Source organism: Kitasatospora purpeofusca (genome assembly GCF_036010405.1).
Lineage (GTDB): Bacteria > Actinomycetota > Actinomycetes > Streptomycetales > Streptomycetaceae > Kitasatospora > Kitasatospora purpeofusca.
The window spans coordinates 7,065,186-7,079,281 of record NZ_CP108561.1 but is presented as its reverse complement, the minus strand read 5'-3'; the positions used below and the strand labels follow the sequence as shown (position 1 = coordinate 7,079,281).

11 protein-coding genes are annotated in these 14,096 nt (G+C 75.3%); 3 read left to right on the top strand and 8 right to left on the bottom strand.

Features of this window, described 5'->3' with window-relative positions; translation table 11 throughout:
- Nucleotides 1-39 precede the first annotated feature (39 nt).
- The 3 genes from der to OG715_RS31015 all read right to left on the bottom strand — a co-directional run bounded on the left by der (nucleotide 40) and on the right by OG715_RS31015 (nucleotide 3,734).
- A complete protein-coding gene (der, locus tag OG715_RS31025; RefSeq protein ID WP_266273996.1) occupies nucleotides 40-1,497 on the bottom strand; it encodes a ribosome biogenesis GTPase Der in 1,458 nt (485 codons plus the stop codon).
- A 186-nt stretch (nucleotides 1,498-1,683) separates the two neighbouring features.
- A complete protein-coding gene (cmk, locus tag OG715_RS31020) occupies nucleotides 1,684-2,403 on the bottom strand; it encodes a (d)CMP kinase (protein ID WP_266273997.1) in 720 nt (239 codons plus the stop codon).
- A gap of 245 nt (nucleotides 2,404-2,648) precedes the next feature.
- Nucleotides 2,649-3,734 carry a prephenate dehydrogenase gene (locus tag OG715_RS31015; protein ID WP_266273998.1) on the bottom strand — a complete coding sequence of 362 codons (1,086 nt, stop codon included), beginning with the start codon at nucleotides 3,732-3,734 and terminating at the stop codon, nucleotides 2,649-2,651.
- A 384-nt stretch (nucleotides 3,735-4,118) separates the two neighbouring features.
- On the opposite strand from OG715_RS31015, the gene OG715_RS31010 reads away from it, so the two are divergent.
- Genes OG715_RS31010 through OG715_RS31000 form a run of 3 tightly spaced genes read left to right on the top strand, consistent with a single transcriptional unit; the run spans nucleotide 4,119 to nucleotide 8,502 of the window.
- Nucleotides 4,119-6,455: a DUF4139 domain-containing protein gene (locus tag OG715_RS31010; RefSeq protein ID WP_266273999.1), complete on the top strand. Its 2,337-nt coding sequence runs from the start codon at nucleotides 4,119-4,121 to the stop codon at nucleotides 6,453-6,455.
- Between the two features lie 3 nt (nucleotides 6,456-6,458).
- Complete coding sequence (locus tag OG715_RS31005; RefSeq protein WP_266274000.1) at nucleotides 6,459-8,084, top strand: DUF4139 domain-containing protein; 1,626 nt, start codon at nucleotides 6,459-6,461, stop codon at nucleotides 8,082-8,084.
- 55 nt (nucleotides 8,085-8,139) lie between these two features.
- The gene (locus tag OG715_RS31000) at nucleotides 8,140-8,502 is read left to right on the top strand and encodes a DUF952 domain-containing protein (protein WP_266274001.1); all 363 of its coding nucleotides are present in this window, start codon (nucleotides 8,140-8,142) and stop codon (nucleotides 8,500-8,502) included.
- Between the two features lie 99 nt (nucleotides 8,503-8,601).
- On the opposite strand, the gene OG715_RS30995 is transcribed toward OG715_RS31000, so the two are convergent.
- The 5 genes from OG715_RS30995 to OG715_RS30975 form a co-directional block, all read right to left on the bottom strand.
- Nucleotides 8,602-9,585, bottom strand: coding sequence for a helix-turn-helix domain-containing protein (locus OG715_RS30995; RefSeq protein ID WP_266274002.1), 984 nt, complete (start codon nucleotides 9,583-9,585; stop codon nucleotides 8,602-8,604).
- Nucleotides 9,586-9,804: 219 nt separating this feature from the next.
- Nucleotides 9,805-11,247, bottom strand: coding sequence for a pseudouridine synthase (locus OG715_RS30990; protein ID WP_266274003.1), 1,443 nt, complete (start codon nucleotides 11,245-11,247; stop codon nucleotides 9,805-9,807).
- Between the two features lie 63 nt (nucleotides 11,248-11,310).
- Nucleotides 11,311-11,904: an SMC-Scp complex subunit ScpB gene (scpB, locus tag OG715_RS30985; protein ID WP_231978738.1), complete on the bottom strand. Its 594-nt coding sequence runs from the start codon at nucleotides 11,902-11,904 to the stop codon at nucleotides 11,311-11,313.
- Nucleotides 11,905-12,263: 359 nt separating this feature from the next.
- Nucleotides 12,264-13,208, bottom strand: a complete 945-nt coding sequence (locus OG715_RS30980) for a segregation and condensation protein A (RefSeq protein ID WP_266274004.1) — start codon at nucleotides 13,206-13,208, stop codon at nucleotides 12,264-12,266.
- A 290-nt stretch (nucleotides 13,209-13,498) separates the two neighbouring features.
- Nucleotides 13,499-14,092 carry a hypothetical protein gene (locus tag OG715_RS30975; RefSeq protein WP_266274646.1) on the bottom strand — a complete coding sequence of 198 codons (594 nt, stop codon included), beginning with the start codon at nucleotides 14,090-14,092 and terminating at the stop codon, nucleotides 13,499-13,501.
- Nucleotides 14,093-14,096 lie beyond the last annotated feature (4 nt).

The window sequence follows — 14,096 nt, the reverse complement described above, 5'->3', positions numbered from 1 at the left end:
GCCTCAGCGGCCCCACCGGAGCGTCCACCCGCCCACTCGTCACTTCTTGCGGCTGCGCTTCTCCCGCACCCGCACCGAGATCGAGATCGGCGTCCCGACGAAGCCGAACTCCTCACGCAGCCGGCGCTCGATGAAGCGCCGGTAGCCCGCCTCCAGGAAGCCCGAGGCGAACAGCACGAACCGCGGCGGCCGGATGCCCGCCTGGGTGCCGAACAGGACGCGCGGCTGCTTGCCACCGCGGATCGGGTGCGGGTGGGCGGCCACCAGCTCACCGAGGAACGCGTTCAGCCGGGCGGTCGGGATCCGGGTCTCCCAGCCCTGCAGCGCGGTCTCGATCGCCGGGACGAGCTTCTCCATGTGCCGGCCGGTCTTCGCCGAGACGTTGACCCGCGGCGCCCACTGCACCTGGACGAGGTCGCGCTCGATCTCGCGCTCCAGGTAGTAGCGGCGCTCCTCGTCGAGCTGGTCCCACTTGTTGTAGGCGATGACGACGGCACGACCGGCCTCGACGGCCATCGTGATGATCCGGGTGTCCTGCTCGGCGAGGGTCTCGCTGCAGTCGACCAGGACGACCGCGACCTCCGCCTTCTCCAGCGCGGCGGAGGTGCGCAGCGAGGCGTAGAAGTCGGCGCCGGCGGTCATGTGGACCCGGCGGCGGATGCCGGCGGTGTCGACGAACTTCCAGGTCTTGCCGCCGAGCTCGATCATCTCGTCGACCGGGTCACGGGTGGTGCCGGCCAGCTCGTTGACGACGACGCGGTCCTCGCCGGCGACCTTGTTCAGCAGGCTGGACTTGCCGACGTTCGGGCGGCCGATCAGCGCGACCCGGCGCGGGCCGCCGGGGGCGGCGTCGCCGAAGGTCTGCGGCGGGGCGTCGGGCAGGGCGGCCATCACGGCGTCCAGCAGGTCGCCGGAGCCGCGGCCGTGCAGGGCGGAGACCGGGTAGGGCTCGCCCAGGCCGAGCGACCAGAGGTAGGCGGCCTCGGCCTCGGTGGACTGGCCGTCGACCTTGTTGGCGCAGAGCACGGTCGGCTTGCCGGCCCGGCGGATGATCTTGATCAGGGCTTCGTCGGTGTCGGTGGCACCGACGGTGGCGTCGACCACGAACAGCACCGCGTCGGCCTGCTCGATACCCAGCTCGGCCTGGGCGGCGACCATGGCGTCGAGGCCGAGGACGTCGATCTCCCAACCGCCGGTGTCGACGACCTTGAAGCGGCGGCCGTTCCAGTTGGCCTCGTAGCTGACGCGGTCGCGGGTGACGCCGGGCTTGTCCTCGACGACGGCCTCGCGGCGGCCGATGATGCGGTTGACCAGGGTCGACTTGCCGACGTTCGGGCGGCCGACGATGGCCAGCACCGGCAGCGGGGCGTGGCTGCCGTCGCCGAAGCCGTCGATGTCGTCGAGGTCGAAGCCCTCCTCGGCGGCGAGCGCCATGAACTCGGCGTAGTCGGCGGCGTCCAGCTCGCCGGGGCCGGTGGAGGTGTGCTCTGCGGTCATGTTCGTACTGTCCGTTTCCCGGTGCGGCCCTTCCCAGGGGCGCGCCGTGCGTACCTGCCCCTCCGGGGCAGCGCGAATGGGTTCGGGTGCCACCGCGGCACCCCGTTGTTGTCAGAAAGTTCTTGCCGGGAGTCCCGGTCGATCATTCAAGGAGTCGAGGAGCCGGACCGAACGGTCCGGCCGGTCTCAGACCGTCGACAGCGCGGCTCCGGCCCGCTGCTCGACCAGCGTCGTGATCCGGTCGATCACCTGCTCCAGGGTGAGCTCGCTGGTGTCCACCAGCACGGCGTCCGCGGCCTGGGTGAGCGGCGCGGTCGCCCGCGAGGAGTCCGCCGCGTCCCGGCGGGCCAGGTCGGCGGCCATCGCGGTGATGGTCGCCTCGTCCAGGCCCTTGGCCCGCAGCTCGGCCGCCCGGCGCTCGGCCCGGGCCGCCTCCGACGCGGTCAGGAAGACCTTGACGGTGGCGGTCGGGAAGACCACGCTCCCCATGTCCCGGCCCTCGGCGACGATGCCGCGCTCGGCGACACCGGCGCAGCCGCGCTGCAGCTCGACCAGACGGGCACGCACCGCCGGCACCGCGGAGACGGCGCTGACCTGCGCGGTCACCTCGGGGCCGCGGATCGGGCCGGAGACGTCGCGGCCGTCGACCGTGATGGTCGGGCCGTCCGCGTCCGTGCCGGACACGATCACCGGCTTGCCGCAGGCGACCGCCACCGCCTCCGGGTCGTCCACGTCGATGTCGTTGGCCAGCATCCACCAGGTCATCGCCCGGTACATGGCACCGGTGTCCAGGAAGCTCAGGCCCAGCCGGGCGGCGACCGCCCGGGAGACGGTCGACTTGCCGGAGCCGGAGGGTCCGTCGATGGCGACGACGACCGGGGCGTGCGCTCGGTCGGCAGTGTCCACGGCGGGAACCTCTCTCTGAAGCTCGGATCTGTGATGTCTGATCCCTGAGCATGGCGACCCGGATCTACGGGGCAGCCGGGGATTGTCTCCCTCAAGGTTAATGGACCGGCGCCCGACCCGGCCCCGCCGGTGCCGAGCGCTCCGCAGCCACCCCCGCCGACCCCTCCGCGCCCGCCCAGCCCCGGGCCCGGCAACCGTCCCGGACCGGGACGGTCGGCGGGACGGTCGACGGGCCCGCAGGACCCTCAGTCCCGGACGCTCCACCCACTCGACCGCAGCGCCGCCGTCAGCGCCCGGACCGCACCCGGCGCCACCGCGAGCTGGACGAAGCCCACCTGCTGGCCGCTCGAATGCTCGATCACGACATCCTCGATGTTGACCCCGGCCGCGCCGACCTCGCCGAACAGCCGGCCCAGCTCGCCGGGCTGGTCGCCGAGCACGACGGCCACGTTCTCGTAGCGGGTGGGCGGTGCGCCGTGCTTGCCCGGGATCCGGGCCTGGCCGGTGTTCCCGCGCCGCATGACCGCCTCGATGCCCGCCGTGCCGCCCTGCCGCTCGGCCTCCTCGGCGGCCTGCAGGGCGCGCAGCGCGGTGACGGTCTCGCCGAGGTCGGTGGCGAACTCCGCCAGCACGTCCGCCACCGCGCCCGCGTTGGCGGACAGGATGTCCACCCACATCGCCGGGTTGGAGGCGGCGATCCGGGTGACGTCCCGGACGCCCTGGCCGGAGAGCCTTATGGCGGTCTCGTCGGCGTGCTCCAGCCGGGCGGCGACCAGCGAGGAGAGCAGCTGGGGGGCGTGCGAGACCAGGGCGACCGCGCGGTCGTGGGCTGCGGCGTCCATGACGATCGGCATGGCCCCGCAGAGCGCGACCAGTTCCAGGACGGCGTTCAGCGTCCCGGTGTCGGTGTCGGGGGTCGGCGTGAGCACCCACGGCCGGCCCTCGAACAGGTCGGCCCGGGCGGCCAGCGGACCGGACCGCTCCCGCCCGGCCATCGGGTGGCTGCCGAGGTAGTGGACGGTGTCGCAACCGAGCGCGGCGATCTCGGCCCGAGGACCGTCCTTCACGCTGGCGACGTCGGTGTAGTACTGCGCCAGGCCGCGCCGCTGGCAGTCTGCGAGCACCTTGCCGACCAGCGCGGGCGGGACGGCGATGATCGCCAGGTCCACCGGGCCGTCGGCCGGCTCGATCGTGCCGGCGCCCAGCGAGGCGGCGGTGCGGGCGGCATCCGGGTCGGCGTCCTCCAGATGGACGGTCAGACCCCGTCCGGTGAGGGCGAGCGCGGCGGAGGTGCCGATGAGTCCGGTACCGACGACGACAGCTGTGCGCATGGCGGGGTGGCTCTCCTCACAGAACGGAACAGCACGGAACAGCACGGGACGACTAGGACCGGCACGGACCAGCACCGCGGACCGGGTCCGCCTTATCCTCCCCCATCGCCACCCCCCACGCGGCCGCCGTCCGCAACCGCGCCGGGCCCCGCGACCGTCCCCACTCACACGGACCCGCACCGCCCGCCACGGCACCGCCCCGCGACGGCACCGCCCCTCCACCCACCGCACCGTCCGGACGCCGCCGACCGAGCGCGACCGACCGCACGCCACGCACGACGGAAAACCGGGGACGCGGGAACGGGCACACGGCAGGATGGGCCGCCCGGGAGAAGGCTCGGCGCGCGCTCGGCGCCGAAGGTACGCGACGAAGGGGTTGGCCGGGTGAACGATCAGCACAGCAGCGACCAGCATCAACCGCAGGACCACAGCACCACCACCGGATCCGCCACGGGGAACACCGGGGACACCGCGGACATCGGGAACACCGGGGACACCGGGGACACCGGAGGAGGGAGCACCGCCCCGACCGTCCCCTCGGTCCTGGAGTCCGTCGTCGTCCACGCCGCCGGCGCGGTCTGCCGCCGCCGGGCCCGGGTGGCACTGCCCCCGGACGGGCGGGTCCGGCTGACCGGCCTGCCCGGAAGACTCGACGAACGCTCGCTGCGCGCCCGGGTGCTCTCCGGCCCGGCCGGCACCGCCGTCACCGGGGCCCGGCTGGAGGCCGTCGCCGAACTCCGCGACCCCTCCGAACTGCCCGAACTGCGCCTGCGGCTGGACGCGGCCAGGGAGCACGAGAGCACCCTGCGCGAACGCCTCCGGCTGGTGCTCGCCGCCGTCGCCGAGACCATCGCGCTGCGCGCCGTCCCGCCGGCCCGGCGCCGCGACGAACCGCTGCGCCGTACGCCGGCCGACGCCTGGCTCGAACTGGCCGACTTCGTCGACGAACGCCTCGAACGGCTCCAGGGACGCGCCGAGGCGCTCACCAGGGACATCGAACTCGCCGAGCACGAGACCGAGTTGCTCGCCGACCGGATCGCCCGCGCGACCACCGCCGACCCGCAGGAGGCGATCACGACCGCGACCACCGCCCTCCTCACCCTCAGCACCACTGCCCCCACCGCGCCCACCGGCACCGAAGCCACCGCCCCCGAGCTGGACATCGAGCTGGAGTACACCGTCCAGGCCGCCCGCTGGGTGCCCTCCTACCGGCTGTCCTACCGCCAGGGCGACGACACCGGCCGCCTGGTCCTGCGCGCCTCCGTCGCCCAGCAGACCGACGAGGACTGGAGCGGCGTCCGCCTCGCCCTCTCCACCGCCGACCTGGAACGCCGCACCGAGCTGCCCAAGCTGCGCTCCCTGCGGATCGGCCGCAGCCAGCCGGCCCCGCCGCCCTCCGGCTGGCGCGAGCCCCCGGCCGGGCTGTCCGACCTGTTCTCGGCCTACGACGCGGTGGGCCCGCGCCCGGTGCCGGACCGTCCGCTCCGCTCCCCCGGGGCGCCGCTCGCGGTGTCAACCCCGACCGCCCCGATCACCCCGACCGCCCCGGCCGTCGCCGCGCCGCCCCCGCCCCCGGCCCCCGTGGCCTCGTTCCCCGCCCCGGGGTCCTTCCCGCCCCCGGCCCCCCAGGCCCCGGGCGGCTTCGGCCGTCGCCCCGCAGGCGGCGGAGCCCGCGGCGGCACCCAGGGCGGCATGCGCGCGGCCGACGAGCCGCCCACGTTCGGCGGCTACGGCGGGGTGCCGCTGCCGCCCGAGGCCCGCCGCGTCCGCGCCGCCTTCACCACCGAAGGCGCCGGAGCTGCCGGAGCTGCCGGCCCCGCCGGATTCGCCGAGGAGGCCGACTTCCTCCTCGCCGGCGCGCCCGGCCCGTTCGCTCCCCCGACCGGACCGCCGGTCCCGGACGAACGGCTGCTCGACTACCCCGTGCTCGAACTGCTCGGCCCGGACGGCGACACCGACCGGCGCGGCACCCTGCACCGCGGGTTCCGTCCGGGCGCCGGCATCAGAACCGCGGTCGGCCCCTACGGCGCCCGGCTGCAGCGCCTCCCGATGCCGCTGCACGCGGTGCCGCCCCGGGTCTCGGCCGGCTCCTTCGACCACCGCTTCGACGCCGCCGCCCCCGCCGACATCCCGTCCGACGGCACCTGGCACACCGTCACGATCGACGACATCGCGGTCAGCGTGCGGCCCGAGTACGTCGCCGTGCCCTCGGTCGAGGAGCGGGTCTACGCGACCCTGGTGCTCACCAACGGCACCGCCCGCGCCGTGCTCGCCGGCCCGGTCGAGGTGACCGTCGACGACGAGTTCCTGCTCACCGGGGCCCTGCCCACCCTCGCCCCCGGCGGTGTGCGCCGACTGGGCATCGGTGTCGCCGAGTCGGTCGAGGTGACGCGCCGTACCGAGCTGCACGAGTCCACCGCGGGCATGCTGAACAGCAGCACCGTGCTCGACCACCGGGTGCGCGTCGAACTGGCCAACCGGCTCGGCCGCCCGGTCACCGTCGAGGTCCGCGAACGGGTACCGGTCAGCTCCGACGCCGATGTCCGGATCGAGGAACGGCCCGGCTGGCACGCACCGGACGAACCGTCCCCCGAGTGCCCGCCCGGCACCCGGCTCCGACGGGTCGACCTGCCGCCGGGCGGCCGGGCCGAGCTGGACGGCGGCTACCAGATCAGAATCCCGGCCGGAAAGGCCATCGTCGGCGGAAACCGGAGGAACTGAACGATGACCGTCACCCCCCTCCCCGGCGCCGCGAGCGCGGGCGCCCCGGGGCCGGACACCCCAGGCCCCGCAGGCACCACCGCCCCGCACCCCGTGACGCCGCTGCCCGTCACCACCGTCACCTGCCTGGAGGACCGCGCCCGGATCGGCCGCACCGCCACCCCGGACCTCGCCCCCGGCGTCCAGCGGCTGCGGCTCGGCCCGCTCACCGCCCTCGCCGTCGACCGCACCCTGCGCGCCGAGTCGGACACCCCGGGCGTCCGTGTCCTGGACGCCCGGATCACCCGCGCCTGGACCCCCCGCGCACCCCTGCCGCCCGGCCCGGGCGACTCCGGGCTGCGCCACCGGCTGCACGCCCTGGAGGTCCGGATCCGCGAGGAGCAGCGGCTGACCGACCGGCTGGAGGCCCGACTGGCCCTGCTCGCCCAGCTCAGCGCCGATCTGCTGCGGGAGGTCGGCGAGGACGCCGGCGCCGGCGAGGTCGAACGCACCCGCTGGCACCGCGAGCTGGACCGGGTCGACTCCGGCCGCGAGCAGCACGGCGAGGAACTGCGCGCCGCCCGGGTCCGGCTGCGCCGGCTGGAGGTGGACCGCGCCGCGGCGCTCGGTGCCCTGGAGGAGTCCGAGGAGCGGCCCGCCGAACTGGTCGCCCACCTCGAACTCACCGTCGAGGCGGCCACCGCCGGTCCGGCCCGGCTCACCGTGCACCATCTGGTGCCGTGCGCCCTGTGGCGGCCGTCCTACCGCGCCACCCTGGCCGACGGCGTGCTGCGGCTGGAGTCCGAGGCGGTGGTCTGGCAGCGCACCGGTGAGAGCTGGGACGGGGCCCGGCTGACCTTCTCCACCGCCCGGTCGGCGCTGGCCACCGAGCCCCCGGCGCTGGTCGACGACGTCCTGGTGCTGCGCGAGCGCACCAGCGAGGAGAAGCGCGCCGTCGAGGTCGAGCTGCGCGAGGAGGCGATCTCCGAACTCGGCCCGGACGGCGTGGTGCCGGGTGTGGACGACGGCGGCGAGGTGCGGGTGCTGACCGCCCCGGCCCCGGCCACCGTGCCGTCCGACGGCAAGGCGCACCGGGTGCCGCTGGCTTCCTTCGACGGTCCGGCGCACAGCGAGTTCACCTGCGCACCTGAGCTGTCGCCGCTGGTGACCCAGGTGGTCCGGTTCCGCAACACGGCCGGCCACCCGCTGCTCGCCGGGCCGGTGGAGCTGGTCCGCGGCAGCGGGTTCACCGGGCGCGGGCAGCTGCCGTTCACCGCGGCGGGCGCCGACACCGAGCTGTCCTTCGGCAGCTCGGACGGCTACCGGGTGGTGCGGGAGACCGAGGAGCGCCGGTCCACCGCGGGCCTGAGCCAGCGTTCGGTGACCACCCGCACGGTGCGGCTGCACCTGTCCCGGTTCTCCGGCCCGGAGGAGCGGGACGAGCAGCTGGTCGCGGTGCGCGAACGGGTGCCGGTTTCCGAGGTCGCGGCGGTGGAGGTGCGGCTGCGCAAGGAGGAGTGCTCACCCGTGCCGGACGCCTTCGACGCCGAGGGCATCGTGCGCTGGGACGTCCCGCTCGGCCCGGGCGCCCGCCGCACGCTGACGCTGGTGTACGAGATCTCCGCCTCGTCGAAGGTGGCCGGCCTGTGAGCGGCGGCGGCCCGGGCGCCCGTCCGGGCCCGGCCGGAGCAGGTACAACAGGAGCATGATCCTGCACCTCGCTCCCCTGGACGACTGGCTGGCCGACCCCGGGCGGCCGTACGCGACCGCCTCGCTGCTCACCGACGGGTTCATCCACTGCTCGGCGGACGAGCCGACCGCGCTGGCCGTGGCCAACGCCTTCTTCGCCGACACCCGCGGACCCCTGATGGTGCTGCTGATCGAGGAGTCACTGGTGGAACCGATGGTCAAGTGGGAGGCCCCGAACGGCGCACCGCCGTCCGGGGCCACTCCCGGGGTGCTGTTCCCGCACATCTACGGGCGGCTGAACCGCACGGCCGTGGTCGGCCTGGAGAAGGTCGAACGGGGCCCGGACGGCCGCTGGGCGTCCCTCTCCCCCTGGAGCTGACGTCCCGCCCGGCCCCGCCCGGCCGCGCCCGCGGATCCCGGGGCACGTCCTCGGGCCCGCTCCTGCCCGGCGGGGTCCGGCGGGTCCGGCGGACGCGCCCTACAGCCAGCCCCGCTCCCGGGCCGCCATCCCGGCCTGGAAGCGGGTGGTGGCACCGAGCTCGCGCATCAGCGACTGGAGCCGGCGCTGGGTCGTCCGGGCGCTCCAGCCCAGCGAGCGGGCGATCGACTCGTCGGTGAGGCCGGCCGCCAGCAGGCCCAGCAGCTTGCGGTGGTCGGCCTCCGGTTCCAGCGCCCCGTCCCCGGTGCCGATCGCGGCCTGCAGTTGGACGGCCCGCTCCCACTCCGCCTCGAAGAGCGTGTCCAGGGCCTGGAGCAGGGCCGAGGGGTGGATCACATAGGCGGCGTCGAGGACGCTGTCGCCGACGCTGATCGGGATGATCGCCATCCGGTCGTCCGACATGACCATCTTCATCGGGAGCACCGGCCTGACCCTGGCCTCCTCCCCGTCGGCGACACCGGCCAGGATGTTCTTCTCCAGCCGGCCCGGCCAGGCCACCGCCTCCCGGTCGTAGATGGTCCGGAACCGCACGCCCTCCCCCAGCCGCTGCCGCTGCAGCGGGATGTTGGCGACCGGGTCCTGGATGTAGGGCGGGCAGTCGAAGCCGCGGATCTGGTACTGGCTGGTGCCGGTGATGTGCTCCAGTCGCTGGGCTATCGCCTCACCCCCGGTCAGCACCTCGACCGAGTGCGCCGGGTCGGTGTACCGGGACGCCTCCCGGAAGGCGTCCATCAGCCGGTGCATCTCGGCCCGGGCGTGCCGCAGTTCGGACTCCCGGTGGCCGATCAGGGTGCCGATCGCGACGTCCGGGGCGACCGGCAGGAAGCGCTGGCGGTCCACCGGGGCCCGGGTGGCCATGCCCTGCTGGGCGAGCCGGTCCAGGGCCCGCAGGCTCTGCTGGGGGGTCAGTTCGCAGAGCCCGGCGAGGTCCTCGGCCGTGGACTGCGGGTTGGCCACCAGCGCCGCGTAGACCCGCCCGTCCGGTCCGGCCAGTCCCAGAGCACTGAGTGGTGCATCGGACACGGCGTCGCTCCCCCGTTCGCCCATCGCCCCCCGCACGGGGGTGGCGCACTCCCGCCACCCGGCGGGTCGCGGTCAGGTGGCAATCCTCGGCCACGGATCACCGGGCTGACAAGGTGATCACCCCACGATGCGGTCCGCTTCACCACGGATCCGCCGAACGACGGAGGGCCTCCCCGCCGATCGGCGGGGAGGCCCTCCGGGGACCCTGGGGTCGGGGTGTTACAGCCCGACCTCGTTCATCAGCTGACCGACCTCGGGGTTGGTCAGCCGGCGCAGCCAGCCGGACTTCTGGTCGCCGAGCGCGATCGGCCCGAAGTGGGTGCGCACCAGCTTCTCGACCGGGAAGCCCGCCTCGGACAGCATCCGGCGGACGATGTGCTTGCGACCCTCGTGCAGGGTCACCTCGACCAGGTAGTTCTTGCCGACGTTCGAGACCACCTTGAAGCTGTCGGCGCGGGCGTAGCCGTCCTCCAGCTCGATGCCCTTGGCGAGCTGCTTGCCCAGGTCGCGCGGGATCGGGCCCTGGATGGCGGCCAGGTAGGTCTTGGTCACGCCGTACCGGGGGTGGGTGAGGCGGTGGGCCAGCTCGCCGTGGTTGGTGAGCAGGATGATGCCCTCGGTCTCGGTGTCCAGACGGCCGACGTGGAACAGCCGGGTCTCCCGGTTGGTCACGTAGTCGCCGAGGCACTGGCGGCCGTCCGGGTCCTCCATGGTGGAGACCACGCCGGCCGGCTTGTTCAGCGCGAAGAACAGGAAGGACTGGGTGGCGACGGTCAGGCCGTCCACCTTGATCTCGTCCTTCTCCGCGTCGACGCGCTTGCCCTGCTCGGTGACGCGCTTGCCGTTGACGTCGACCCGGCCCTGCTCGATCAGCTCCTCGCAGGCGCGACGGCTGCCGATGCCGGCCCGGGCCAGCACCTTCTGCAGTCGCTCGCCCTCGGGCTCGCCGAAGGTCTTCGGCAGCTTCACGGCCGGCTTGTCGTGCCGGGCCAGCACCGCGTCCTCGATCCGGGCCTGCAGCTCGCGCGAACGCTGCGGCTGGCGGCGCGGGTCGCCCGGGGCGGGCGCGCCCTCACGGCGCGGCCGGGGGGCCGGGCCGGGCCGGCGACCGGTGTAGCTGCCGCGGGCCGGGGTGGCGTTGGGGCCGCCGCCGAACTCGGGGCGGTCGTACCTGCGCTCCTCGGGCCGCAGCGGGCGGTCCGGGAAACGACGGTCGTCACGGCGGTCGTCGCGCCGGTCGTCACGGCGGTCGTCCCGTCGGTCGTCCCGTCGGTCGTACGAAGCGGAGCCGGAGCCCGGACGGCCCGCACCCGAGCCCGGACGGCCCGCACCGGAGCCCGGACGGCCCGCGCCGGATCCACCGCGGGGCGCGCCGGATCCACCGCGGGGCGCACCGGAACCGCCACGGCCGGAGCCGGAGCCGCCGCCGTACGAACCGCCGCGCTCACCCGAGCCGCCACGGCCGGAGCCGCCGCCGTAGGACCCGCCGCGCTCGCCGGAACCGCCGCGGCTCGCGCCGCCGCCGTACGAACCCCCGCGCTCACCCGAGCCGCCGCGGCTCGCGCCGCCCCCGTAGGAGCCGCCCCGGCCCCCGCCCTGTCCGCCGCGAGCGCTGCCGCTGCCGCCGCCGCTGCTGTTCCTGCCGTTGCCACTGCTACGCATCAAAGTGTCCGTACGTCGTTACCGTCTGGGCTGTGCGGTCGTTTCGGCCGACCTCACCGCCCCCTACCGATCAGGCGCAGCCCGACCGGCCTCGCCACTGCCGTCCGCAGCCTTCGCGGCAGCGGCGGCGACCGCCTCCGCGATCATCGTGCCCTCCAGGGACTCCGCTTCCACGTCGTCGACCTCGGGCAGGAACGGGGCGAGCTCCGGCAGCTCGTCCAGGCCGCGGAGCCCCATCCGTTCCAGGAAGTAGTTCGTCGTCCGATACAGGATCGCACCTGTTTCGGGCTCGGATCCGGCCTCTTCCACCAGTCCTCGCTGTACCAGGGTACGCATCACGCCGTCACAGTTCACACCGCGGACGGCGGAGACCCGCGATCTGGACACCGGTTGCCGGTATGCGACCACCGCCAGGGTCTCCAGTGCCGCCTGGGTCAGACGGGCCTGCTGGCCGTCCAGGACGAAGCGGTCGACGGCCGGAGCGCAGGTGGCACGGCTGTGGAAACGCCAGCCGCCGGCCACCTGCCGAAGGTCGAAGCCGCGCCCCTGGGCGGTGTACTCGGCGGACAGTCCGCGCAGGGCAGAGGCCACCTCCGCCCGCGGGCGCTCCAGCACGGCGGCCAGGTGGGCCTCGGCGGCCGGCTCGTCGACGATCATCAGGATCGCCTCCAGCTCCGCCCGCAGGCCCGGCCCGTCCTCCGCCGGGAGGCCGGGAAGATCCGCGGAGAAGTCTTCGGGAAGCTCCGCCGGAGAATCAGCCGGAGAAGTCGACGGAGCCGACTTCTGGTGCACCACCTCCACCGGCACCGCCCCGGCCGCCTCGACCGCTGCGACCACCTCGACCGCGACGGCCGCGACGGCGGCTGTGACCGCAGGGACGGCCCCGGGAGCCGTCACCGGACCGTCCTCCAGGACGCTCGGCGCCGGTTCCTGCCACTCCTCGGCCCTCGGCTGCCCCGGGACCCCCAGCGCCCGCCTGGCCGGCCGTCCACCGCCCGCCTCGCCGTTCCCGACCGTCATCGCCCGTCCTCACTCCTCGCCGCCGCCTCGTCCACCGGCCGGTCGAACTCGTCCGTCACCTCGACCGCGCCCCGGTCCGCCTCGGCCACCCAGCGCACCACCAGCTCGCCGAGCGCGTCCGGCTGCTCGAAGGCGAGCACCCGCTCCCGGTACAGCTCCAGCAGCGCCAGGAAGCGGGCGACCACCACCATGGTGTCCGGGGCGTCCGCGACCAGCTGCTGGAAGGTGGCCTCGCCCAGCTCGGCCAGCAGGTCGACCACCAGACCGGCCTGCTCGCGCACGCTCACCGGCGGGCTGTGGATGTGGTCGACGTAGACGACCGGCGGGGGCTTGGGCGTCATCGCCCGGGCGGCGAGCTGCGCGAAGCGCTCGGTGCCGATGCTGATCACGACCTCGGGCAGCAGCGCGGCGTGCCGGGGCTCCAGACCGACGCTGCGCGGGCGCCGGAGCAGCTCGGCGGCCCACCGCTCCCCGAACAGCGCCGCCGCCCGCTTGTAGGCCCGGTACTGGAGCAGCCGGGCGAAGAGCAGGTCGCGTGCCTCCAGCAGGGCGAGGTCCTCCTCGTCCTCGACCTCGGCGGCGGGCAGCAGCCGGGCCGCCTTGAGGTCGAGGAGGGTGGCGGCGACCACCAGGAACTCGGTCGCCGCGTCCAGGTCCCAGTCCGGCCCCATGGCCCTGATGTGGGCGAGGAACTCGTCGGTGACCGTCGCCAGCGCCACCTCGGTGACGTCCATCCGGTGCTTGGCGATCAGACTCAGCAGCAGGTCGAACGGGCCCTCGAAGTTGTCCAGCCGGACCCGGAAGCCGCCCTGCGGCCCGTCGGTACCCGCCCCGCCCCCACCACCGGCACCCGCCGCACCCACGGCGGCCGACGCGCCGGGCTCCGCCGCAGCGACAGCGGCGGCCTGGGCGACGACGGGGCTCTCGGACGTGCTCGGCATGACGGTCCATCTTCGCCCGGCAGCACCGGTCACCCCGCACCGGGGCCGCCGACACGCCGGTCCCTCCGGCCCCGCAGCCGCCCGCACGGCCGCCGCACGGCCCCGGGCCCGCCCCGGCCCCCCGCGGCCGCGAGGCGGGCGCTCACCGCCCGCACAGCCGCCGTCCCGGGGCCCGACGGCCTCGCCACGCCGCCCCGCGACCCGCCGGGACGGCCGCGAGCCCTCCCGAACGCCTGCCGCCGCGCGAACCGCGACCCGCCCCGGACCCCCCGCGGCCCCGAGGCACGGGCTCAGCGCCCGCGCAGCCGCCGCACCAGGATGCTGGCCTCGCCGCGCTGCTCCAGGTCCGCCAGGACGACCGCGATGGCCTCCCGCACGATCCGGCCCCGGTCCACCGCCAGGCCGTGCTCACCGCGGAGCACCAGCCGGGTGTGTTCGAGGTCCATCAGCTCCTCGGCGGACACGTAGACGGTGATCTTCTCGTCGTGCCGCTCGCGCCCGCTGGGGCGGCGGGGGGCACGGCCACGCGGACGGGGCCGCCCCGCGGCACCCGTCTGGTCCTCGACCGCGCCGGCGTGCTGGCGCGGCGCCGGGGCCGAGGTCCGGCCGCCCGGCTGTGCGGGGGCGGGCACGGAGGCGCCCGCCGCACCGGTCTCGCGGCGCATGCTCCGTCGGCCGCCCGCCTGGTCCCCGTCCCGGTCCGCGCCGTTCCCGGCGCGCTCCGGCCCCTCGCCGCCGTCGGCCGGGCCGACGCCACCGGCTGCGGCGACCTCGTCGGCGCCCCCGGCGCCGTCCGGGTCACCGGCGCCGTTGACCGCCCGGGCGGTCTCCGGTCTGGGCGCCTCGACGGCCGAACGCGACGCGAGGGACGGCGAGAGCGCCATCCCG